Here is a 20,535-nt window from a genome sequence, read left to right on the forward strand (position 1 = left end):
CCCGGGACCGTCGGGCGAGACCGTCGACGCGGGCCGTCGCGAGGGCCGCCACCGCGGACGTCGGTCCCTGCTGCGCAGCGCGTGGCGTCGCTACCCTCGCGTCGGCACCACCACGGGAGAGGGAGCGGACATGAGCAGCTGGGGCTGGACCGTGCACGGGGACGGGCGGACCGTCCTGCCCGGTGAGGTGGTGGCGCCCGAGGAGCGACTCGCCTGGGGGCGCACCGTCAGCATCGGCATGCAGCACGTGGTCGCCATGTTCGGGGCGACGTTCCTCGTCCCGCTCATCACGGGGTTCTCCCCGCAGACCACGCTGTTCTTCTCGGCGTTGGGCACCGCGCTGTTCCTGCTCGTGACGCGCAACCGGCTGCCCAGCTACCTGGGGTCGAGCTTCGCCTTCATCGCGCCGGTCACCGCCGCCACCGCCACCGGGGGCGAGTCCGTGGCGGTCGGCGGCATCCTGGTGACCGGTCTGGCCCTGCTCGCGGTCGGCATCGTCGCGCACCTGGCGGGGACGCGGTGGATCGACGCCCTGATGCCACCGGTCGTCACCGGCACCATCGTGGCGCTCATCGGGCTGAACCTCGCGCCTGCGGCGTGGGGGTCCTGCGAGGCCGACGGGACCTGCTCGGGGTTCCGGGCCGCCCCGGTGACGGCGACCGTCACGCTGCTCGCGATCGTGCTGGTCACCGTGCTGTTCCGCGGGTTGCTGGGCCGGCTGTCGATCCTCGTCGGGGTGCTCGTCGGGTACGCCGTGGCGCTCGTGCGCGGCGAGGTCGACCTCGCCGCGGTGCGCGAGGCCGCCTGGATCGGCCTGCCACCGTTCGTCACCCCCACGGTGGACTGGTCGGTGCTCGGCCTGTTCCTGCCCGTCGTGCTGGTCCTCGTGGCCGAGAACGTGGGCCACGTGAAGTCCGTCGCGGCGATGACCGGCAAGGACCTCGACCCGCTGGTCGGCCGTGCCCTCATGGCCGACGGCCTGGCCACGACGCTCGCCGGCACCGGCGGCGGGTCCGGCACCACGACGTACGCCGAGAACATCGGCGTGATGGCCGCCTCGCGCGTCTACTCCACCGCCGCCTACTGGGTGGCCGCCGCGACCGCGCTCGTGCTGGCCCTGTCGCCCAAGTTCGGCGCCGTCGTCGCGACCATCCCGGCCGGTGTGCTCGGCGGTGCGGCCACGGTGCTCTACGGCATGATCGGCCTGCTCGGCGCCCGGATCTGGGTGCAGAACCGCGTCGACTTCTCGGCACCGGTCAACCTGATGCCGGCCGCCGTCGCCCTCATCGTGGGCATCGCCAACTTCACCTGGGACGTCGGCGACCTGCGGTTCGAGGGCATCGCGATCGGCACGGCCGTGGCGATCGGGCTCTACCACCTCATGCGGGCGGTCGCCCGGTGGCGCGGCACGCACGACGAGCCGGCCACGCCGGCGTCCGTCCCGGGCGGCGACGAGCTGACCCGCTGACGCCCTCGCCCCGAGGGCTGCGACGGGCGGCCCTCGGGGCGGTGCGCCGCGCCCGGTACCGCCCCGGGCTGGGGCGTCAGCCCTCGGCGGCGGGCTGCTCCGCGGCGGGCTGCTCGGCCGCCGGCTGCTCGGCCGCGGCCTGCTCGGCCGCAGCGTCGGCGAACTCCTGGAACGGGATGCAGCCCGCGGGCCCGACGAGCGGCGTGGCCGGGTCCAGGAGGACCTCCTCCTGCGGCGCGAGCCCGACGAACTCGCTGCCGACCACGAGGTCGACGAGGGCGTCCTGCCGGGTGTCGGGCGTCAGGACCGCGTCGGGCACGTACGCCTGCAGGGTGTACGCCGCCGCGCTGCCGGCGACGCCGTAGATGATGCGCCCGACACCGCTGACCTTCGCCGCGTTCTCCGTCTGCCCGATGACGAAGCCGCGCTCCGTCAGCAGGGACGCGGCCTGGCCCGCGAGGCCGTCGATGCCCGCTCCGTTGTAGACGTCGACCGTGATCTGGTTCGTCGCCACGGGAAGGGCGCCCTCCGGCGGGCAGTACGTCCGGACGTCCTCCGCGGCCTCCGTCGGCAGCGCCGTGAACTCACGCTCGAGGAAGGGCAGCGACAGGCTGTCGGTGTACAGCGCGGCCGCGCCGAGACCGGACACCGCCAGGCCGGCGAGCAGCACGCCGAACACCACGGCCTGCCGCTCGTGCATGTGCCGGCGCCGCAGCGCGCGCGCACGGTCCTGGTCGCTCACGAGACCCCGCCCTTCCGTCGACCCCGGCCCGCGGTCACAGCACCAGCACCCGCGCGTGCAGCAGGGCCCGCTGGTGGAGGGCGGCGCGCACCGCGCGGTGCAGGCCGTCCTCGAGGTACAGGATCCCCTTGTACTCCACGACGTGGGCGAAGAGGTCGCCGTAGAACGTCGAGTCCTCCGCCAGCAGCGCGTCGAGGTCGAGGTTCCGCTTGGTCGTGACCAGCTCGTCGAGCCGCACCTGACGCGGTGGCACGTCCGCCCACTGCGCGGGCGTCGTCAGCCCGTGGTCCGGGTACGGGCGCCCCTCGCCCACCGCCTTGAAGATCACGGGCCCGAGTGTAGGGGGTGGTCGGCGTCCGACCCGGGACGGTCCGCCCAGGGATCACACGCACGCCGGGGGTGACGGCCGCGCGCGGCACCCGGTGCCCGCCCTGCCGGTGGGTACAGTCGCCGACATGCCGTCGCTGTACGCGCTGAAGCCCTGGTACACCCGGCGGCTGCGCCTCGTCGTGGACCGCGCCGTGGCACGCGGGACGACACCCGACGTCTTCACCGCGGCCGGGGTCGCCGGTGCGGCGCTCGCGGGCGTCGCGCTGGCCCTGGGGTGGTGGCTGCCCGCCCTCGTGCTGCTGGCGGTCCGGCTCGCCGGTGCCAACCTCGACGGTGCGGTGGCCCGCGCCCGCGGGGTGTCGCGGCCCTGGGGGTTCGTGCTCAACGAGCTCGGCGACCGCGCGTCGGACCTGCTGATGTTCGCGGGGCTGGCGGTGCTCGCGGCGCGGACGGGTGGTGACCCCGTCGCGGGTCTGACGCCCCTGGCCTGGGTGCTCGTGGCCACGGTCGCCGCGACGCTGCCGACGTTCGTCTCGCTGGCCGGCGCCGGTGCGGGTGCGCCGCGGCTGAACGGTGGCCCCCTCGGCAAGACGGAGCGCTGCCTGCTCGCCGTGGTGGGGGCCGCCGTGCCCGCGCTGCTGACGGTCGTGGCCGTCGTCGTCGTGGTCGGATCGGTCCTGACGGCCGTCGTGCGGGCGCGCCGCATCCGTCACGCGCCGGGCGTCGCGTGAGCGTCGAGCCGACGCAACGGCCGGGCGTCCTCGACCCGCTCGCGGCGTGGACCGGTCTGGACCGCACCGCGTACGCCCTCGACCTGCGGCTCGGGTCCTGGCACCTCGACCTCGACGGGCGCGCGGTCTTCCTGCTCGTCCTCACCGCCGCGATCCTCGCGGTCGCCGCGGTGCCCGTGCTGGCCTCCCGCCGGCCCGAGCTGCGGCGACGCTGGACCACGTGGGCGCTGATCCTGCCGGTCATCGGGATCCCGATGTGGCTGGGACCCGGGCCGACCGCGCTGCTGGCGGCGCTGCTCGCGCTGCAGGCGGTCCGCGAGTTCGCGGCGATGACCCGCCTGCCACGCCCCGAGACCGCCCTCCTGCTCGTGCTGGCCGTCGCCTACCCCCTGGCCGCGTGGCTCGACCCCGGGCTGCTGGCGCTGGTCCCGCTGGTGGCGCTGCTGTGCGCCGTGCCCGCCGTCCTCGTCGGGGACGCCGACCGGGGCGTCGAGCGCGCGACCGGTGCCGCGTTCGGCTCCATCTGGTTGTGCTGGTCGCTCGCGCACCTCGTGCTGGTCGGGTCCGACGCGTTCCTGCTGTGCTTCGCCGCGGCGGCGACCGACGTCGCCGCGTGGTGCGGGGGGCAGGGGCTCAGGCGGTTCGCGTGGGCCCGGCGCCCGTTGTCGCCGCTCAGCCCCAACAAGACCGTCGGTGGTCTGGTGGGGGCCGCCGTGGGTGGGACGATCGTGCTGCTCGTCCTCGGTGCGTTCTCCGCCGGCCTGGTCGTGGCGGTGGTCCTCGGTGGTGTGGGAGGTGACCTGGTGGAGTCGATGGTGAAACGGCGTGCGGGAGTCAAGGACGCGGGCACGTGGCTGCCCGGGTTCGGTGGGCTCCTCGACCGCGTGGACTCGTTGCTGCTGGTCCTGCCGCTGGCGTGGGTGCTGGCATGAGCGCCGACGAGCCCCGGACCGACGGGCCGGAGGCGGTGCCCGGCGTGGCCACCGGTACCGGTGGCCACCACGGGCACGCCCCGGCCGAGGCGTTCCGTCGGCTGCGTCGCCGGGTGGGCCTGCCGCCCGGGTTCAACGTGGCGGGCGCGCTCCGGCACCTGGCGTGGCGCAGCGCGTTCCACCTCGTCGGCGGGTTCCGGGTCGTCGGTGCGGCGCCGTACGAGCCGATGGTCGTGGTCGCCAACCACTCGTCGCACGCGGACACCCCGGCGCTGCTCGCCGCGTTCCCGGCGCCCTACAAGCCGGTGGTCGTCGCCGCGGGCGACTACTGGTTCGACGCGGCCTGGAAGGCGCGGCTCCTGCAGATCGCGATCGGGGCCGTCCCGGTGCGCCGCAAGGGCGGGGGCGGGTACGAGTCGCTGATCGAGGGCGCGACGCAGGTGCTGGGCAGCGGGTCGAGCCTGTTCGTCTTCCCCGAGGGCACGCGCTCCACCGACGGCCGGCTGGGTCGGTTCCGCAGCGGTGCGCTGCGGATCGCCCAGGAGTTCGACGTGCCGATCCTGCCCGTGGCGATCGTCGGGACGCACGAGCTGCTGGCCAAGAAGGGGCGGCTCACGCCCGGCCCGGTCGAGGTGCGCGTCGGGCACCCCGTCGACCCGCACACGCTGACGGACATGAAGCCGCTGGTCGCGCAGATCGAGGGGATGCTGGCGGCCGGTCCGCCGGTCCCGTCGCGCTCCGCGACGTGGCGCGTGCTGCGCGGCGTGATGTCCGGTCCCGGCGGCATGGTCGGCGCGGTCGTGTGGGGCTTCGCGGAGGCGGTGAGCCTGCCCGTGACCTCGGAGATGTACCTGGTGCTGGTGGCGGCGGCGCACCCGCGCCGGGTCGTCCCCGCCGCGGCGTGCCTGGCCGTCGGGTCCGTGGCCGGTGTGCTCGTGACCCGGGCGCTCACCGAGCGCGGGCACCGACCGCCGGCCCCGCTGACGACGCGGGCGATGCGCGAGCGTGCCGCCCGGGACCTGGCGACGGCCGGTGCGCGCGGGATCTGGCAGCAGGCGCTCAACGGCGTGCCGGTCAAGGTGTACGCCGCGGAGGCGGGCGCCGCGCACGTGCCCGCCGCGCCGCTGGCGCTGCACGCCCTGGGTGCCCGGGGCGCGCGCTCCCTCGCCGTCGGCGGTGCTGTCGCCGCCGCGTCGGGCGCCGGTGCCCCGCTGCTGCGCCGGTCCTACGGCGCGTACCTGGGGATCGCGGGGGCGACGTTCGCGGTGGGGCTGGGGCTGGTCGTCCGGCGCTGGAGCCGCTGAGGGTCCGGCACCGGTGCGGCAGGCCCGTCCCGGTGCGTCAGAGCGGGAGCAGCGCGAGCCCGCCGGCGACGAGCAGCGCGACCGCCGGCAGGGCGGTGCTCAGCAGGGCCGCGCGCAGACGCGGGTGACGGCGGGGTGCGGCGTCGCCCGGGCCGCGGACGTCGTCGCTCAGGGTGCCGTCCAGGAACAGGGCGGCAGCGCCCACCGCCAGCAGCAGGATGCTCGCCGCGGCGAGCGGCGCGGAGGGCGCCGTCAGCGGCGCGTTCGGCAGCAGCGCCCCCGGGGCGACGACCGCGACGGTCGCTGCGGCCCCGGCGAGCGCCGCCTGCCACCACCGTGCCCGTGCGAACCACCCGAGCGGACGGGCGGGCGCGAGGCAGAGCACGACCGCGACCACGAGGCACAGGACCGCGGTCACGACCGGCCCGGTCGACGCGGTCAGGGGCTCGCCGCGCAGCCACGGCGGCACCGACCACACGGTCCCCATGACACCGGCGGTCTGGAGCACGACCGCGACGACGTCCCGCGCCGGCGTGCGGCGGTGGGTGGGCAGCACGTCGGCCAGCCCGCGGGCGTACCCGGCGGGGTCGCCGAACGCCGTGGCCGCGTCCTGCCCGGAGTCGGCGCAGTGCGCGTCGACCTCCGCGAGGGCGTCGCCGATCGCGTCGCCGCGCACGTCCCGCAGGCGCAGCTCGAGGACGAAGGCGTCGCGCCAGGTGGGCGTCACGTGCGGTGCGAGGTAGGTGCTGTCGCTGCTCATCGGTGGGCCTCCTGGTCGGTCACGAACGTCTCGGTGAGGTGGGCGAAGCGCGCCCAGCGCGCGCCCTCGTGGTGCAGGTGGGTGCGCCCGGCGGCGGTGAGCGCGTAGTACTTGCGCCCGGGTCCGCCGTCACCCTGTCGCCACTCCTCGTCGAGGAGGCCCGCCGCGTGCAGCCGCCCGAGCAGCGGGTAGAGCGTGCCGCCCTTGATGTCACCCAGGCCGGCGGCCGCGAGCCGCTGGGCGATGTCGTAGCCGTAGGTGGGGCCGTCCGCCAGGACGCGCAGCGCGCACAGCGACAGCACCCCCCGCAGCCACTCGCCGGGCCAGGGGTCGCCGGGAGCCTCGGGGTCGGGGGGTGGGGCGTGTCGGGGCATGGGCTAGACAGTACGCCTAACTAGATAGGCGCACAACCATGTGGTCGAGATCCGTGGCACCGGTGATGGCGGACGGTCCCGCCGGGGCGTCTTCTGCCCCGGAACGGCGAAAGGGCGCCCCGACCAGTGGTCGGGACGCCCTTCGCGTGAGCCCCTCAGGGCTCGGTGAGCTGTGTGGCTCAGGCAGGCGCGACGTTGGAGGCCTGCGGACCCTTGGGGCCGGCCTGCACGTCGAACTGCACGCGCTGGTTCTCCTCGAGCGAGCGGTAGCCCTGCGTCTGGATGGCCGAGTAGTGGACGAAGACGTCCGGGCCGCCGTCCTCGGGGGCGATGAAGCCGAAGCCCTTCTCAGCGTTGAACCACTTCACGATGCCAGTGGGCACGTCATTCTCCTCATGCGGTTACTACGGACCCGACGACCGGGGCCGGTGAATCACGGTGGCCGTCGTCCGCTCCGGAGAACGTGGACAAGCTATGCACTGCGACTACGACCGACAGACTAGCGGGAGGTCACCGGTCTGCGCGAGGGTTTCGCCCAGGCGGTCTACGTCACGTTGCGCGACCCGGACACCGCGGCCACGCCGCGGCCACACGCCCTCCACATCCGGGTGACGAATCGTCCGCGCGCAGGGGTCCGGCGCCGCTACGCTCCGCGCGACGGGGCGCAGGGGCTCCCCGGAGGAGCCCGGGAGGCACCGATGAGCACCAGACTGCGCGCCGCCGTCGCGGTCCTGACACTGGCCGGGTTCTACGTCGTCGCGCTGCTCGTGCTGGGAGGCCTGGCCGCACTGACGGTCCAGGCGTTCCGACTGGGAGCCGGCGTCCTGGGCGGCAAGCTCGGCTTCGTCACGATCGCCGCGATGGTCGGCGTCGTCGTCGCGCTGTGGAAGGTCGCCCGCGCGCGGCCCGGGACCCCCGCCGGACCCGTGCTGCTGCGGGCCGACGCGCCCGAGCTCTGGGCGCTGGTCGACGAGGTCGCGGAGCTGACCGGCACCCGCGCTCCCGACGAGATCCGCCTCGCACCCGACGTCAACGCCGGCGTCATGGAGCACGCACGCCTGCTCGGCCTCGTCGGGGGCACGCGGCACATGGTGATCGGCGTGCCCCTGCTGCAGGGGCTCACCGTGGACCAGGTGCGCGCCGTCCTCGCGCACGAGATGGGGCACTACGCGCACGACGACACGCGGCTGTCCGTCGTGGTGCACCGCGGGCGCGCCGTCATCGGGCAGACGTTGGCCCAGCTGTCGGGCTCGCTGCCCGGCTGGCTGCTGCGCCAGTACGGCAAGCTCTACCTGCTGGTGTCCGCGGCCACGGGCCGTCGCCAGGAGCTGGCCGCCGACGCCCTGATGGTCACCGCCGTGGGCCGTGCGACCGCCCAGTCGGCGCTGCGCGAGACCGAGGTCCTCGACCTGGCCTGGCGGTTCTACCTGGGCGCCTACGTCGACATCGGCTGGGACGCGGGTCTGGCCCCGACGTCCGAGGGCTTCTACGGCGGGTTCGGCCGGCTGCTCGCGGCGCGCTCCGACGAGCTGGCGTCGCTGCGGACGGGTCCGGTCGACGAGACCCGCAGCCGCTGGGACAGCCACCCCCCGACGGGGGTGCGCGTGCTGGCGATGGAGCGGCTGGCGGACGTCCCGCACGTGCCCGACGCTCGGCCCGCCACCGTGCTGGTGCCCCACCTCGACGCGCTCGCCGCCCACCTCGCCGACCAGTACCTGGCCGTCGAGGACCGGCAGCGGCTGCCCTGGGACGAGCTCGTGGCGACCGGTGTCGCCATCGAGAAGCAGCGTGCCGCCGACGGCGTCCACCGCACGGCGGCCAGGCTGGCGGGCGTGCCCCGCGCGTCCCTGGGCACCGTCCTCGACCTCGTCGCGCAGGGGCGCAACGACCAGCTCGCCCGCGAGCTCGGCGTCGACACGCACGAGCCGGAGCCCGTCGCGCCCGGGCAGCCCGCCCCGCACCCGCTCGCGGGCGTCCTCGAGACCGTCCTGGCCGCGGCGCTCGTCGCCGGCGGAGCCGCCCGCTGGCGGCTGGACTGGGCGGGGCCCGCCACGCTGTGCGACCGCGAGGGGGACCGCATCGACCTGGCGGCCTGGGCACGGTCGGCCGCGGTGCCCGGTGGCGTCGAGCACGTGCGGGCCTGGCTCGCGGGACTCGGGGTCGACGCGCACGCCGTCGGCCAGGTGCACGACACCGCCACCGCCCACGGCGCCTCGGTCGTCGCGGGACTGTCGAACATGACGGTCGGCGGCGCCCCGCACGACGTCCTGGTGCTCGACCGCGGGCTGGTGCTGCTGCCGTGCCCCAAGAAGACGGACGGCGGCAAGGCCCGGCTGATCGGCATCCTGCAGTCGCAGCCCGTGCACGTCCTCGCGGCCGTCCACCGGTACGTGCCCTACGAGGACGTCCGGGAGGCGACCGTGCAGCGGCCGTTCCCGCTGCGCGCCACCGTCGACCTGCACGACGGCACGCACCTGGAGCTCAAGGAGCGGCTGGCGGGGGAGTACCTCACCAAGGACTCGCAGACCGTCCTGCTCGGTCACCTGTCCTCGCTGACCGCCGTCCGCCACCCGGAGGCTGCGGGGACCTGAGCCCGGTGCGACGCTGAGGGGATGAGCGCGACGACGCCCCGACCCCAGGCGCCCCGCGGTGCCGGCGACGCGATCTCCGACGTCCCCGGCGTGCGTGTCGGCCACGCGCACCGCACCGGCGGCGGGTGGCTCACGGGGGTCACGGTCGTGCTGCCGCCGCCCGGCACGGTGGGGGGCGTCGACGTGCGCGGGGGCGGGCCCGGCACGCACGAGACCGACGCGCTCGACCCCACCACGCTCGTGCCCACGGTCGACGCCGTCGTGCTCACGGGCGGCAGCGCGTTCGGGCTGGTCAGTGCGCACGGTGCGATGCGCTGGTGCGCCGAGCGGGGTCGCGGGTTCCCGGTGACGCCCGACCCGCCCGGGCACGTCGTGCCGATCGTGCCGGCGGCCGCGGTGTTCGACCTGGGACGCGGCGGGGACTTCCGCGCGCTGCCCACCGCGGAGATGGGGTACGAGGCGGCCGGGGCGGCGTTCGCGCTCGGGGACCACGCCCCGGTGGCGCGCGGCTGCGTGGGCGCCGGCACCGGTGCCGCGATCGCGGGTGCCGCCTACAAGGGCGGCGTGGGCACGGCGTCCGTGCGGCTGCCCGACGGACCGGGTGGCGGGGTGGTCGTGGGCGCCCTCGTCGTCGTCAACGCCGCGGGGGCGCCCACCGGGCTGGGGCCGCCGGCGGTGCCGCCCGGGGGTGCGCTCGACCCCGCCGCGGGCCGGGTCGGGCCGGGCGCCGGCGGGGCCCCGGCGTCCGGCGCGCCGCTGAACACGACGCTGGTCGTCGTCGCCACCGACGCCGCGCTGGACCCCGCCGAGACCACCCGCACGGCGTCGGCCGCGCACGACGGCCTCGCGCGGGCGCTGGACCCGGTGCACACGCTCGCCGACGGGGACACGGTGTTCGCGCTCGCGACGCAGGCCGTCGCGCTGCCCGATCGCCGCGCCGAGCGGGTCGCCGCCCTCGTGGCCGTGCAGGCGGCGGCCGCGACGGTGGTCGAGCGGGCGGTCGCGGACGCGGTCCGCTCGGCGACCCGCACCACCACGCCGGCGGTCGACCTGCCGGGCTGGGCGGGGTGACCGCCGGTGCGCGGTCGGGGAGTCGGTGGGTGCGGCCGGTCGGTCGGTGCCGTCAGCCGACGGTCGCCGTCAGCCGCAGCCGCTCGCCCAGGGTGACGTCGTCGACGCGCAGCCGCACCCCGCGTGCGGCGGGCAGCATCTCGCCGACCAGCGGGCCCAGCCGGTCGAGGGAGATCTCGACGACCGTCGCACCGTCCTGCGTGTGCACGGTCGCCACGCCCGCCGGCAGCTTGCCGAGCTGACCGCGGACCGCCTCGGTGACGAACCCGCTGAGGTCCATGCGCAGGACGGGGTGGGACGCCACCACGGCGACGCGCCACGTGCGGTCCGCCACCCCGCGGTCCTCCACCCGCACGTCGACGGGCCCCGCCATCCGCGTCGCCATGCGCACCGCGCCGGGCACGCCCGGCAGCTCGTGCACCTTCACCTGCGCCTGCACCCGCTGCGGGCCGCCGCGCACGTCGGTCACGGCGGACGGGATCGCGTCGGCGGCACGGGCCAGCGTGAGGGCCTCGTCGAGACCGAGGGTGAGCTCCATGCCGGTCAGGGTACGGGCGCGCGGCGGGCGGCGCGCGGCTCGGTGACCTCCGGGCCTGTTGCCGGTGCGTGGGCGCAGGGCACGATGGACCTGCAGCCGTCCGCGCGCTCGTGCGCCCGTCCCCGGAGGTCCGACGTGTCCCTGAAGAAGACGACGTGGCGTGAGATGAGCGGCAAGCAGCGCGGCCTGACGGCCGTGGTGGGCGCCGCGCAGGTGGCGCTGACGGCGGCCGCGTTCCGGGACCTCGTCAAGCGGCCGGCCGACCAGGTGAACGGGCCCAAGCTCGCGTGGGGGCTCGCGCTGCTCGTCAACTGGGTGGGGCCGCTGGCGTACTTCGCGAAGGGCCGTGCCGCGTCCTGACGCGCGTCACACGTCGACGAGCCGGAGGCGTACGCGCACCACATCGCCGGGCTCGACGCCCGCCGCGGTCCGCACGGCCTTCTTCACCGGCAGCACGAACGTCTCGCGTCCCTTGTCGGGGAAGAGGGACGTGCGCCACGTCGTGGGGCCCAGGGTGACCTCGACGCGCACGGAGCCGAACCCGCCCTGCCGGCCACGGGTCACGTCGTCGACCTCGTCGGCGACGTCGAAGGGCAGGGACCCGAACACCCAGGACCCGTTCTCCGACCGCCACAGCGGGACGTCGACCTCGAACTCCGGCACGGCTGCGACGGTACCGCGCGGTGCCCGCACAGCGTCGCCGCCCGGCAGGGGGCGGTGCCGTACCGGTCGGTGACGATCGCCGGGGTGGCCGCCGTGCTCACTGTTTGATAACTTATAGAACAAGTAACCAACCCGGGAGGAACGCCTCGTGACCGTCCACCCCGCCACGCCCCCGCCCGCACCGGGCGGCCCGCCGTCCGGCCCTGCCGCGCCCCCGACGCACGTCGGCCCGCCCGTGCCGACGGCCGACGGGACCGCGGACGCGCCCGACGCACCCGACGCGCCCGACGCACCCGACGCACCCGTCGACCCGTGGCCCGCTGGCGTCCCGTGGACCGCGGTGACCGTGTTCGTCGTGGTCGCCTGCGCGCTCGCCTGGCTCGTCGCGCTGCCGCTGTGGCTCGGTGACGGCCTCGCGTCACCCCTCACGACGCTCGTGGCCGTCGCCATGATGTGGACGCCGGCGGCGGCCGTCGCGGTGGTGACCCTGGCGCTGCGCGTCCCCGCGCGGGAGCGGCTGCGCGCGCTCGGGGTGTGGCCGCTGCGTCCCGCCGGTCGGACGCTCGGGTTCGTCGCCCTGTCGGTCGTCGGCCCGATCCTGCTGGTCGCCGCCACCACCCTCGTCTCCGGCGCCCTCGGCCTCGTCCAGCTGGACCTCGTGACGTTCTCGGGCTTCGCCGCGCAGCTCGAGGACGCGCTGCCCCCGGGTGGCGTGCTGCCGCCGGTGGGCGCGCTCGTCGCCCTGCAGCTCGTGTCCATCCCGGTGGGGGCGCTGGTCAACAGCGTCGCCGCGCTGGGGGAGGAGGTCGGCTGGCGGGGCTGGCTCCTGCCCGCGCTGCTGCCGCTGGGCACCTGGCCCGCGCTGCTGGTCAGCGGGGTCGTCTGGGGGCTGTGGCACTCGCCGCTGATCCTGCTGGGCTACAACTTCGGGCGCACCGACGTCACGGGCGTGCTGCTCATGATCGGCGGGTGCGTCGCCTGGGGTGTGGTGCTCGGGTGGCTGCGGCTGCGCAGCGGGTCGCTGTGGCCGGCGGTCGTGGGGCACGGTGCGCTCAACGCGGTCGGCGGGCTGGTGCTGCTGCTCTCGGCCGCCGGCGACGCACCGGACATGGCGGTCGTCGGACCGCTGGGCGTCGTCAGCTGGGGGGTGCTCGCCGTGGTCGTGGGGGTGCTGGCCGTCACCGGGCAGCTCACCCGCCGCCCGGCACCGGCCACCGCTCCCACGTCGGTCTGACGGCGGCGGCAGGTCCGCCGTCACGGCGACGACGGGCCGGCCGTCCGCTCAGCCGACCAGCTCGCGGGGGAGCAGGCCGCGCAGGTAGGCGGCCTGCCCCGCGTGCTGCACGCAGTCGTCGAGGATGCTCACCAGGCGCACACCGAGCGTCACCGGCGGGTCCCACGACTCGTCGACGACCGTGCCGAGGTCGTCGTCCTCGACGCGCTCGAGGTAGGCCAGCGTCTGCGCGGTCGTGGCGTCGAGGTAGCCCAGCAGCAGGTCGGTCGGGGCGTCGACCTGCGCCGCCTCGTCCGGCGACTGCCCGTAGCCCGTGGCGTCGTCGCCGAACGGCAGTGCGAACCGCTCGTCCCAGCCGCCCGCCGTCCACACCTCGGGCGTCCCGGCCAGGGCCGCGACCTGGGAGTCCTGACCGCGGGCGATGTGCCACGCGAGCCAGGCCAGCGTGTTCGCGCCCGGTGCCGGGCGCCACGTGCGCGCCGCGTCGGTGGTCCCCTCCAGAGCGGCGGCGACCACCGGCCCGACCCGTCCGAAGCCGTCCGTCAACATCTGCCGTGCGCCTGTTCCCGTCATGGCGCACGACGCTACGACCGGCCGACGGCCCGCGCACGGCGGGCGGCCGGGACCGTCGCCCCGGCCGGGCTCACACGGGTCGCGTCGCGCGGCCGTCCAGCCACAGCGTGTCCGACGCGTCCCGGTGCGTGCCCGTGGTCCCCACGTGCGCACTGCTGATCTGCGCGCCCCTGGTGATGACGTGGACCATCGCCATGCCGTGCCCACGGCCCAGGCCGTGGTCCTCGGCGAGCCAGGCGAGGATCGGTGCTGCCTTCGTCGTCTCGTCGAAACCGCGCTCGTGCGCCTGGGTGAGGAGCTGGCGGGGGGTCAGGCCGGTCTTCTGCTCGATCGCGTCGAGGTACGCCTGGAAGGACAATGCGATCGCCTCCTGTGCCGGGTGTGGTACCCCGGTCCGACCCGCCCCGGCCGGCGGACTCATCGGGTGGGTGCCGACGCGTCCCCTCCGCCGTGCCGCCGGGAGACGTGCGGGGCGCGCGCGTTCCTCGGCTAGACTCCTACCCGCAGTGCGCCCGCTCGCCCGGGCGCGCAGCCAGGAGGATTCGCCTAGTGGCCTATGGCGCACGCTTGGAAAGCGTGTTGGGTTAACGCCCTCGGGGGTTCGAATCCCCCATCCTCCGCCGGACGAAGGGCCCGCACCCGCAGACGTGGGTGGCGGGCCCTTCGCGTGCCCGCACCACCCGGCCCCGGTGAGGAACGGGCCGGGCGAGAACTCGTGCCGCGAGGCAGCGCCGGCGCCTACCCTCGCGTGCATGGGTGTTGAGCGGACGCTCGGGCGGGTCGAGGCGGACCTGCGCGACGGCGACGTGACGATGGCGCGCACCCGTCTGCGGGACCTGGTGCGGAGCCTCCCGCGCGAGCTCGCCGCGCGGGACAAGCTCGCCGAGGTCTGCCGTCTCCAGGGCGACCGCGCCGAGGCCGGGCGGTGGTCGTACCTGAGCGACGTGCGCGACCCGACGGAGGTCGACGCCTTCGAGCGCGCCTGCGGGCGCGACCCCGTGCGGATCATGGGCGCCCTGCGCTGGGAGGGGTCGGACGACGCCGCCACGGAGGTGGCCGGTCAACGCCTCCGCGAGGTCCGTCAGCGGGCCGAGGCGAGAGCCGGCAGGACCCTCACGTGGACGGACACCGGGTACGAGGTCCAGGACTGGCGCCAGGACCTGGGCCTGCTCGGCTGCCTGCTCGCCGGGCTGGTGCTGCTCGCGCTCGCCGTGGTCGGGGCGGTGACGGTCGTCGGCTGGGTCGTCTGAGCGCCGCGGAAAGCGGCCGTGCGCGGAGGTCCGCGGCGGGGCGACGGCCCGGTGGGTCGACCTACGGCCGCGGGACGTGCACGGTGTCGGCGGTCCGTGGTGGGGTGTGCGCATGGTCGCGCGCACGGGTCCGTGGAGCACGCTGCCGGTCCGACGGGTCGAGGCGGGCGACTCCGGGCTCGAGGACGAGCGTGGCGGCGACTGGCACCTGAGCGTCCCCGCGGTCCGGCAGGTGCTCGAGCAGGGCTGGGACCTCGGTCCGGCGACCGTGCTGGTGGGGGACAACGGCACAGGCAAGTCGACGCTGGTCGAGGGGATCGCACGCGCGTTCGGCATGGCGGCGGAGGGTGGGTCGACCGGCTCGATGCACCGCACGCGGCCCACCGAGTCGGGGCTGGCCCACGACATCCGGCTGGTGCGCGGTGCCGGGGCGCCCAAGCGCGGGTTCTTCCTGCGCGCCGAGACGATGCACGGCTTCTACACGTACCTCGACGCCCACCCCAGCGGCTACGACCCGGAGTTCCACGCGATGTCGCACGGGGAGTCGTTCCTCGAGCTCATCGGGTCCCGCATGAAGCCGAAGAACCCCGGCCTGTACGTGCTCGACGAGCCGGAGTCCGCGCTGTCGTTCACGGGCAGCCTGGCGCTGCTGCAGCACCTGCACGCCCTGGTGCGCCACGACTCCCAGGTGATCCTGTCGACCCACTCGCCGCTGCTCGCGGCCCTGCCCGGGGCCACGATCTACGAGGTCGGCGAGTGGGGGCTGCGCGAGTGCGCGTGGGAGGACCTGGACCTCGTCGTCGGGTGGCGCGGGTTCCTCGACGACCCGCAGCGGTACCTGCGGCACGTGCTGAAGCCCTGACGGGCCCCGGTCGCGGTGGGCTCGATCGACCCCCGGCGACCGGGGGTGAGGTCAGCGGTGGAAGCGCTCGGCGCGCTCGCGGACGCGGCCCGCGCCCAGGCCGTCGCGGGCGGTCCTGTCCCACGTGTAGACCTCGGTGCCGGTGACGAAGACCTGCTCCGCGCGGGACGTGACGTCCAGCGGGTCGCCCGACCACACGACGACGTCCCCGTCCAGGCCCGGGGCCAGCGCACCGACGCGGTCCGCCAGACCCATGAAGGACGCCGGGTTGACGGTGAGCGCACGCAGCGCCGTGTCCCGGTCCAGCCCTTCCTTGACCGCGAGCGACGCCTGGTGGACCAGGAAGTTGATCGGCACCACCGGGTGGTCCGTCGTGATGGCCACGCGCACGCCCGCACGGGCGAGGACGCCGAGGTGCGCGATGGACCGGTCCCGCAGCTCGACCTTGGAGCGCGACGTGAACAGCGGCCCGAAGATCACGGGCACGTCCCGCTCCGCCAGCACGTCCGCGACGGCCGCGCCGTCCGTGCCGTGGTTGACGACCAGCCGGTACCCGAACTCGTCGGCCAGGCGCAGGGCCGTGGCGATGTCGTCGGCCCGGTGCGTGTGCTGGTCCCACGCCAGCTCACCTGCCAGCACCGCCGCGAGCGTCTCCTTGCCCAGGTCACGGTCGAACGGCTCACCCTTGGCGGTCGCGGCGTCCCGGCGAGCCACGTACGACTGCGCGTCGACGAACGCCTTGCGGATGACCGCTGCGACACCCAGCCGGGTGGACGGCAGCTGCTTGCGGTCCCCGTAGACGCGCTTGGGGTTCTCGCCCAGCGCCGACTTCACCGACACGTCGTACCGGATCACCTGCTCGTCGACGGTCCGCCCGCCCCACGTCTTGACGGCCACGGTCCGGCCACCGATCGGGTTGCCCGAGCCGGGCTTGACGACGGCCGACGTGACACCGCCCACGAGCGCGTCACGGAAGCCCTCGTCCTCGACGTTGATGCCGTCGACCGCGCGCAGCGCCGAGCCGTCCGGGTCGGTCATCTCGTTCGTGTCCTGGCCGGCCCAGCCCTCGGCCTCCTCCGCGACGCCCATGTGCGCGTGCGCCTCGACGAACCCGGGCAGCACCCAGCGCCCGCGTGCGTCGACCACGCGCACCCCGTCGGGCACGACGACGTCCGTGCCGACAGCCGTGACCACGCCGTCCTCGACGAGGACGGTCGCACCGTCGAGGGGCGGCGACGCGATCGGGACGACGTACCCGCCGACCAGCGCGACCGACCCGCGGGCGGTCCGGATGGGCTCGGTGGGGGAGGACGTGGCGGTGCGGTCGTGGGTGGACATGCTCCCCATCATGGCGCGCCGCGCGGGACGCCCGGCGCGGGCGTCCCGCCCTGCGCAGCGGTGCGTGCGCGAGCCACTGCGTCACGGGCTCGTCCCGCAGTCCCGTGTGAGAGGTCCGTGCAGGTCGACGGCGATCCTGCCGGACGGATGTCCGGATCGTCCCGCAGTCGTTAGCGTGGACCCATGACCCAGGACGACTCGCACCCGACCTCCGAGGGCCCCACGCGCGGCACCCCGTCCGACGGCACACCCGCGTGGCTCGCCGACCGCTGGGCCGACGACGCGTGGCGCAGCCCCGTCGCGGGCGGCCTCGTCGCTCTGCTGACGCTGCCGGCGCTCGCGATGGTCCTCGTGGGGCTCGTCGTGCTCGCCGTCGAGGGCCAGGCGACGTGGCTCCTCGTCGTCGCGGCGGCGCTGGTGACCGCGGCGCTCGGCGCGCTCGGCGCGGTCCAGGGGCTGCGCCGCGGGCACCGTGGCGTGGTGCACCGGATCGCGCTCCTCACCGGCGTGTGGGGCGTCCTGGTGGTCGTGGCCGGTGTCGTCGTCGCGCTGACGATGGACGCGCCCGAGCGCGGCGGGGTCGCCGTGCTCCTCGTGCTCGGCGGGACGTACACGGCCGTGCTGGCGCTGGGCCTGTGGGGCGCCGCCCGCCTGATGCCGGCCCCCGCGGAGCCGGTCGGTGCGGGCACCGCGCAGCCCGACGGGCCCGACACCCGCCCGCCCGCCGCCGGCCCTGCCGGTGACGCCACCGAGGAGGAGCTCGCCGAGTGGCCCGAGTGGGGCGGCGAGCCCGCCGGTGACGGGACCGACCACCCGGCCACGCGCCCCGGCGCGACGGAGGGCCGCCGTGCCACGGGCTCGCCCGCCGGCCGGACGTCCGCGGACGCGTCGAGCCTGCCCGGCCGCCCCGCCGCACCCACCGGTCGCTCGACACCGCCCACGCCGGCACGCACCACCGGGCCCACCCCGGCCCGCTCGACCTCCGTCCCCACGCCCGGCCGATCGACCCCCGCCGTCCGCGCGCGGGACGAGGACGTGGTGGAGGCCGTCGTCGTGGAGGCGCCCGAGCCGTCGCCCGCGCCCCCGCCGCAGCGCCGCAGCGTGACCTCGGGCGGCGGCACCCGCCGTGACCCGCAGCCGCCCGGGCCCGCCACCGAGCGGATCGCCAAGCAGGACGGCGACGAGGGGCCGCCCACGCAGCGCATCCCCCCGGTCGTCGGCTGACGCACCGGTCGTCCGTGGCCCCCGACGACGACGCCCGTCCCCGGCGTCACGTCGACCGCGGCGCACCGGAGCACCGTCACCTGCGTTAAGGTGGTGCTCAGACCCCTCGTGCGGCGTCATCTCGCTGAACCCCCCCAGGGCCGGAAGGCAGCAAGGGCAGGTGAGCTCTGGCGGGTGTGCGGGGGGTCCTTGCATGCCCGGACGGCGCCGCGTGCGACCCGGGACGGGTGCCCACCGCCGCCGGGTCCCCCCGGGGGTGCAGGACCCGCCGGACCGGACCGGACCGACGTGGGACGCGCCGCCACCGTGCCCGCCCGCACGATGGGGGCATGACCCAGCCCGCCGCCCCCAGGTCCGCGTCGACGTCGCACCCGCCGGCCACGTCGGTGCGGGCGGACGCAGCGCCCCGCCTCGCCGCGCGCGGCCTCGTCCACCGCTTCGGGGAGACGACGGCGCTCGCGGGCGTCGACGTCGACCTGGTCGACGGCGGGTCGCTCGCCGTCATGGGGCCGTCCGGCTCCGGCAAGTCGACGCTGCTGCACGTGCTCGCCGGGATCCTGGTGCCGACGGCGGGCGTGGTCGCGCTCGGGGGGCGGGAGGTGCAGAGCCTGTCCGAGAAGGAGCGCTCGCTGCTGCGGCGCCGGCGGTACGGGTTCGTCTTCCAGTTCGGGCAGCTGCTGTCGGAGCTGTCGGCGCTCGAGAACGTGGCGCTGCCGGCGATGCTGACGGGCTCCTCGCGCGCGCAGGCCGAGGAGGCGGCGCGGCAGTGGCTCGGTGCACTGGGACTGGCAGGGACCGAGAGCCGACGTCCGGGTGAGCTGTCCGGTGGTCAGGCCCAGCGCGTCGCCGTCGCGCGCGCCCTCGTCACGCGGCCCGAGGTCGTGTTCGCCGACGAGCCCACGGGCTCGCTCGACCAGGCCACCGGGCACGACGTGATGCGGCTGCTCGTCGAGTCCACGCGGGCCGTCGGGGCGGCCCTGGTCGTCGTCACCCACGACGCGCAGGTGGCCGCGTGGTGCGACGCGCGCATCGACATGCTCGACGGGCGCGTCGTCGCGGCGGGGGCGGTGCCCGGCTCCGGGGTCGGCCCGCGCCCGGGTGAGCTCGAGGCGATCCGCGCGACGGCGGTGCCGCGGTGAACCCGGTCCTGGCGCTCGCACCGCGCCTCCAGCGCGCCGGCGGTCGGGACGAACGGACGACGACCCTGCTCGCGGTCACCGCGTTCGCCGTGTCGACGGCGCTCGCGCTGAGCGTCCTGGGTGGTCTGCTCACCTTCGTCGGCCGGGCGGCCGACCCGGCGAACGACTACCAGCGCGAGACCGGCGACTTCTACGTGACGCTCGCCTGGATCGCGACCGTCCTGCTCCTCGTCCCTGTCGTGACGCTGGCCGGCGCCGCGGCGCGGCTCGGGCTCTCCCGGCGGGACGCGCGCCTGGCGAGCCTCCGCCTGCTCGGTGCGACACCGCGCGAGGTCGTCGGCCTCACGGTCGTCGAGACCGCCCTGCAGGGGCTGGTCGGGGCGGTCCTCGGGACGGTCCTGTACGGCGCGCTGCTGCCCGTGTGGACGCAGGTCCCGTTCCAGGGTGCGCCGCCGACCGTGGCGGAGCTCTGGGTCGGCGTTCCTGCGGTCCTGGCCGCGTGGGCCGCGGTCCCCGTCGTCGCGGTGGTCAGCGGGCTCGTGTCGCTGCGCCAGGTCGTGGTGTCCCCGCTCGGTGTCGCGCAGCGCGTGCAGCGACCGCGGCTGCGGGCCGCCCGCCTGGTCCTCGCCCTCGTCGGTCTCGGCGTCTTCATGGTGCTGTCCGCGGTCCGTGGCGCTCTCGGGGCGGCGCTCGTCGCGTTCCTGCTGGGTGGGCTGCTGCTCGCGTTCGCGACCATGAACGCGGTCGGGCCGTGGCTCGTCGCCGTGATCGGGCGCCGGCAGCTGCGGCGCGCGCGGACGCCGGCCCAGCTGCTGGCCGCGCGGAGGCTGCTGGGCGATCCCCGGGCCGTCTGGCGTGTCGTCGGCGGGCTGGGACTGGCGTCGTTCGTCGCGGGCTGCCTCGCCGTCGTGCCCGCGATGGTCGGTGGCGACGTGCGCCCGCAGGACGCGATGCTGATGCAGGACGTCCTCACCGGCGCGCTGCTCACCCTGGCCATCGCCTTCCTGCTGGCCGCGGTCTCGGCCGGGATCGCGCAGGCCGGGCAGGTGCTCGACCGGCGTCGTGAGTACGCGCTCGCGGCGCTCGCGGGCGTGCCGGCGGAGCTGTTCGACGCCGCGCGCCGCCGGGAGGTGCTCGTGCCCGTCCTGGTGGTGTCCGTCGGCTCGGCGCTCGCCGCGCTGGTGATGTGCCTGCCGCTGATCGGGATGGCGGTGGTCGCCGCTCCCGCAGGGCTGGTCCTGGTGGTGGTGAGCCTCGCGGGCGGCGCCGCGCTCGTGCTGGGCGCGACCGAGTCCGCCCGTCCGCTGCTGCGCCGCGTGCTCGCCGACACGGTGGTGCGCGCGGACTGAGTCGGAGGCGTCCACGGGTGGGGACGACGGTGCCGCGGTGTGGGCGACGGCGCTTAGGCTCG

At 76.0% G+C, this 20,535-nt stretch carries 23 protein-coding genes, 1 tRNA gene and 1 other RNA gene; 15 read left to right on the forward strand and 10 right to left on the reverse strand.

What is annotated here, in order from left to right:
• Positions 1-130: 130 nt before the first annotated feature.
• On the forward strand, positions 131-1,468 hold the full coding sequence (locus J1G43_RS03755) for a uracil-xanthine permease family protein (protein WP_207339530.1): 1,338 nt from the start codon (positions 131-133) through the stop codon (positions 1,466-1,468).
• 76 nt (positions 1,469-1,544) lie between these two features.
• Here the strand turns inward: J1G43_RS03755 and J1G43_RS03760 are convergent, their stop codons facing one another.
• Together J1G43_RS03760 and J1G43_RS03765 are read right to left on the reverse strand one after the other, a co-directional pair.
• A complete protein-coding gene (locus J1G43_RS03760) occupies positions 1,545-2,210 on the reverse strand; it encodes a LytR C-terminal domain-containing protein (RefSeq protein ID WP_207377991.1) in 666 nt (221 codons plus the stop codon).
• A gap of 34 nt (positions 2,211-2,244) precedes the next feature.
• Positions 2,245-2,538 carry a type II toxin-antitoxin system VapB family antitoxin gene (locus J1G43_RS03765; protein WP_207339528.1) on the reverse strand — a complete coding sequence of 98 codons (294 nt, stop codon included), beginning with the start codon at positions 2,536-2,538 and terminating at the stop codon, positions 2,245-2,247.
• 127 nt (positions 2,539-2,665) lie between these two features.
• Between J1G43_RS03765 and J1G43_RS03770 the strand changes: the two genes are divergently transcribed.
• From J1G43_RS03770 to J1G43_RS03780, 3 genes are read left to right on the forward strand one after another with little or no spacing between them, the layout of a single operon-like run.
• Positions 2,666-3,271, forward strand: coding sequence for a CDP-alcohol phosphatidyltransferase family protein (locus J1G43_RS03770; RefSeq protein WP_207339527.1), 606 nt, complete (start codon positions 2,666-2,668; stop codon positions 3,269-3,271).
• The gene (locus J1G43_RS03775; protein WP_207339526.1) at positions 3,268-4,203 is read left to right on the forward strand and encodes a phosphatidate cytidylyltransferase; all 936 of its coding nucleotides are present in this window, start codon (positions 3,268-3,270) and stop codon (positions 4,201-4,203) included. The genes J1G43_RS03770 and J1G43_RS03775 overlap by 4 nt, the downstream gene beginning before the upstream one ends.
• Positions 4,200-5,507 carry a lysophospholipid acyltransferase family protein gene (locus tag J1G43_RS03780; protein ID WP_207377992.1) on the forward strand — a complete coding sequence of 436 codons (1,308 nt, stop codon included), beginning with the start codon at positions 4,200-4,202 and terminating at the stop codon, positions 5,505-5,507. Before J1G43_RS03775 ends, J1G43_RS03780 begins: the two co-directional genes overlap by 4 nt.
• A 37-nt stretch (positions 5,508-5,544) precedes the next feature.
• On the opposite strand, the gene J1G43_RS03785 is transcribed toward J1G43_RS03780, so the two are convergent.
• The 3 genes from J1G43_RS03785 to J1G43_RS03795 all read right to left on the reverse strand — a co-directional run bounded on the left by J1G43_RS03785 (position 5,545) and on the right by J1G43_RS03795 (position 7,024).
• Positions 5,545-6,267 (reverse strand): hypothetical protein, encoded by a 723-nt coding sequence (locus J1G43_RS03785; protein ID WP_207377993.1) that lies wholly within the window; start codon positions 6,265-6,267, stop codon positions 5,545-5,547.
• Positions 6,264-6,641, reverse strand: coding sequence for a PadR family transcriptional regulator (locus tag J1G43_RS03790; protein ID WP_207339524.1), 378 nt, complete (start codon positions 6,639-6,641; stop codon positions 6,264-6,266). The genes J1G43_RS03785 and J1G43_RS03790 overlap by 4 nt, the downstream gene beginning before the upstream one ends.
• A 179-nt stretch (positions 6,642-6,820) precedes the next feature.
• Positions 6,821-7,024, reverse strand: a complete 204-nt coding sequence (locus J1G43_RS03795) for a cold-shock protein (RefSeq protein ID WP_089797961.1) — start codon at positions 7,022-7,024, stop codon at positions 6,821-6,823.
• Positions 7,025-7,339: 315 nt separating this feature from the next.
• On the opposite strand from J1G43_RS03795, the gene J1G43_RS03800 reads away from it, so the two are divergent.
• Entirely contained in the window at positions 7,340-9,232 is a 1,893-nt protein-coding gene (locus J1G43_RS03800) for a M48 family metallopeptidase (protein ID WP_207339523.1), read from the forward strand.
• A 21-nt stretch (positions 9,233-9,253) separates the two neighbouring features.
• Complete coding sequence (locus J1G43_RS03805) at positions 9,254-10,303, forward strand: P1 family peptidase (RefSeq protein ID WP_207377994.1); 1,050 nt, start codon at positions 9,254-9,256, stop codon at positions 10,301-10,303.
• Between the two features lie 52 nt (positions 10,304-10,355).
• On the opposite strand, the gene J1G43_RS03810 is transcribed toward J1G43_RS03805, so the two are convergent.
• On the reverse strand, positions 10,356-10,841 hold the full coding sequence (locus J1G43_RS03810; RefSeq protein WP_207377995.1) for a hypothetical protein: 486 nt from the start codon (positions 10,839-10,841) through the stop codon (positions 10,356-10,358).
• A 135-nt stretch (positions 10,842-10,976) separates the two neighbouring features.
• On the opposite strand from J1G43_RS03810, the gene J1G43_RS03815 reads away from it, so the two are divergent.
• Positions 10,977-11,201, forward strand: a complete 225-nt coding sequence (locus J1G43_RS03815) for a PLDc N-terminal domain-containing protein (protein ID WP_249670639.1) — start codon at positions 10,977-10,979, stop codon at positions 11,199-11,201.
• A 6-nt stretch (positions 11,202-11,207) separates the two neighbouring features.
• Here J1G43_RS03815 and J1G43_RS03820 read toward each other — a convergent pair whose 3' ends face one another.
• Entirely contained in the window at positions 11,208-11,504 is a 297-nt protein-coding gene (locus J1G43_RS03820; protein ID WP_207339519.1) for a DUF1905 domain-containing protein, read from the reverse strand.
• Between the two features lie 148 nt (positions 11,505-11,652).
• On the opposite strand from J1G43_RS03820, the gene J1G43_RS03825 reads away from it, so the two are divergent.
• Positions 11,653-12,738 (forward strand): CPBP family intramembrane glutamic endopeptidase, encoded by a 1,086-nt coding sequence (locus J1G43_RS03825; protein WP_307859465.1) that lies wholly within the window; start codon positions 11,653-11,655, stop codon positions 12,736-12,738.
• 48 nt (positions 12,739-12,786) lie between these two features.
• Here the strand turns inward: J1G43_RS03825 and J1G43_RS03830 are convergent, their stop codons facing one another.
• Complete coding sequence (locus tag J1G43_RS03830) at positions 12,787-13,311, reverse strand: DinB family protein (protein WP_207339518.1); 525 nt, start codon at positions 13,309-13,311, stop codon at positions 12,787-12,789.
• A 70-nt stretch (positions 13,312-13,381) separates the two neighbouring features.
• Complete coding sequence (locus J1G43_RS03835) at positions 13,382-13,669, reverse strand: DUF4287 domain-containing protein (RefSeq protein ID WP_207339517.1); 288 nt, start codon at positions 13,667-13,669, stop codon at positions 13,382-13,384.
• A gap of 177 nt (positions 13,670-13,846) precedes the next feature.
• Between J1G43_RS03835 and J1G43_RS03840 the strand changes: the two genes are divergently transcribed.
• The 3 genes from J1G43_RS03840 (at position 13,847) to J1G43_RS03850 (ending at position 15,423) form a co-directional block, all read left to right on the forward strand.
• Positions 13,847-13,931, forward strand: a tRNA-Ser gene (locus J1G43_RS03840).
• Positions 13,932-14,063: 132 nt separating this feature from the next.
• Complete coding sequence (locus J1G43_RS03845; RefSeq protein WP_207339516.1) at positions 14,064-14,561, forward strand: DUF6584 family protein; 498 nt, start codon at positions 14,064-14,066, stop codon at positions 14,559-14,561.
• Between the two features lie 112 nt (positions 14,562-14,673).
• Positions 14,674-15,423: an AAA family ATPase gene (locus tag J1G43_RS03850; RefSeq protein WP_207377996.1), complete on the forward strand. Its 750-nt coding sequence runs from the start codon at positions 14,674-14,676 to the stop codon at positions 15,421-15,423.
• Between the two features lie 51 nt (positions 15,424-15,474).
• Here J1G43_RS03850 and J1G43_RS03855 read toward each other — a convergent pair whose 3' ends face one another.
• Positions 15,475-16,761, reverse strand: coding sequence for an amidohydrolase (locus J1G43_RS03855; RefSeq protein ID WP_242635195.1), 1,287 nt, complete (start codon positions 16,759-16,761; stop codon positions 15,475-15,477).
• A gap of 183 nt (positions 16,762-16,944) precedes the next feature.
• Between J1G43_RS03855 and J1G43_RS03860 the strand changes: the two genes are divergently transcribed.
• The 4 genes from J1G43_RS03860 to J1G43_RS03875 all read left to right on the forward strand — a co-directional run bounded on the left by J1G43_RS03860 (position 16,945) and on the right by J1G43_RS03875 (position 20,473).
• Positions 16,945-17,985 carry a hypothetical protein gene (locus J1G43_RS03860; protein ID WP_207377997.1) on the forward strand — a complete coding sequence of 347 codons (1,041 nt, stop codon included), beginning with the start codon at positions 16,945-16,947 and terminating at the stop codon, positions 17,983-17,985.
• A gap of 97 nt (positions 17,986-18,082) precedes the next feature.
• Positions 18,083-18,179, forward strand: an RNA gene (ffs, locus tag J1G43_RS03865) — signal recognition particle sRNA small type.
• A 135-nt stretch (positions 18,180-18,314) separates the two neighbouring features.
• Positions 18,315-19,124: an ABC transporter ATP-binding protein gene (locus tag J1G43_RS03870; RefSeq protein WP_207339513.1), complete on the forward strand. Its 810-nt coding sequence runs from the start codon at positions 18,315-18,317 to the stop codon at positions 19,122-19,124.
• The gene (locus J1G43_RS03875) at positions 19,121-20,473 is read left to right on the forward strand and encodes an FtsX-like permease family protein (protein WP_207339512.1); all 1,353 of its coding nucleotides are present in this window, start codon (positions 19,121-19,123) and stop codon (positions 20,471-20,473) included. Before J1G43_RS03870 ends, J1G43_RS03875 begins: the two co-directional genes overlap by 4 nt.
• Positions 20,474-20,535: the final 62 nt, after the last annotated feature.

This window comes from Cellulomonas sp. zg-ZUI22 (assembly GCF_017353535.1).
In the GTDB taxonomy this organism is placed as follows: domain Bacteria; phylum Actinomycetota; class Actinomycetes; order Actinomycetales; family Cellulomonadaceae; genus Cellulomonas; species Cellulomonas wangleii.

Excerpts from the sequence above, each read along its gene's own strand:
- J1G43_RS03855 (WP_242635195.1), bottom strand. The coding sequence starts at position 16,761 with ATGTCCACCCACGACCGCACCGCCACGTCCTCCCCCACCGAGCCCATC.
- J1G43_RS03830 (WP_207339518.1), bottom strand. The coding sequence starts at position 13,311 with ATGACGGGAACAGGCGCACGGCAGATGTTGACGGACGGCTTCGGACGG.
- J1G43_RS03870 (WP_207339513.1), top strand. The coding sequence starts at position 18,315 with ATGACCCAGCCCGCCGCCCCCAGGTCCGCGTCGACGTCGCACCCGCCG.
- J1G43_RS03845 (WP_207339516.1), top strand. The coding sequence starts at position 14,064 with ATGGGTGTTGAGCGGACGCTCGGGCGGGTCGAGGCGGACCTGCGCGAC.
- J1G43_RS03770 (WP_207339527.1), top strand. The coding sequence starts at position 2,666 with ATGCCGTCGCTGTACGCGCTGAAGCCCTGGTACACCCGGCGGCTGCGC.
- J1G43_RS03860 (WP_207377997.1), top strand. The coding sequence starts at position 16,945 with ATGACCCAGGACGACTCGCACCCGACCTCCGAGGGCCCCACGCGCGGC.
- J1G43_RS03755 (WP_207339530.1), top strand. The coding sequence starts at position 131 with ATGAGCAGCTGGGGCTGGACCGTGCACGGGGACGGGCGGACCGTCCTG.
- J1G43_RS03780 (WP_207377992.1), top strand. The coding sequence starts at position 4,200 with ATGAGCGCCGACGAGCCCCGGACCGACGGGCCGGAGGCGGTGCCCGGC.
- J1G43_RS03850 (WP_207377996.1), top strand. The coding sequence starts at position 14,674 with ATGGTCGCGCGCACGGGTCCGTGGAGCACGCTGCCGGTCCGACGGGTC.
- J1G43_RS03790 (WP_207339524.1), bottom strand. The coding sequence starts at position 6,641 with ATGCCCCGACACGCCCCACCCCCCGACCCCGAGGCTCCCGGCGACCCC.
- J1G43_RS03800 (WP_207339523.1), top strand. The coding sequence starts at position 7,340 with ATGAGCACCAGACTGCGCGCCGCCGTCGCGGTCCTGACACTGGCCGGG.
- J1G43_RS03805 (WP_207377994.1), top strand. The coding sequence starts at position 9,254 with ATGAGCGCGACGACGCCCCGACCCCAGGCGCCCCGCGGTGCCGGCGAC.
- J1G43_RS03785 (WP_207377993.1), bottom strand. The coding sequence starts at position 6,267 with ATGAGCAGCGACAGCACCTACCTCGCACCGCACGTGACGCCCACCTGG.
- J1G43_RS03810 (WP_207377995.1), bottom strand. The coding sequence starts at position 10,841 with ATGGAGCTCACCCTCGGTCTCGACGAGGCCCTCACGCTGGCCCGTGCC.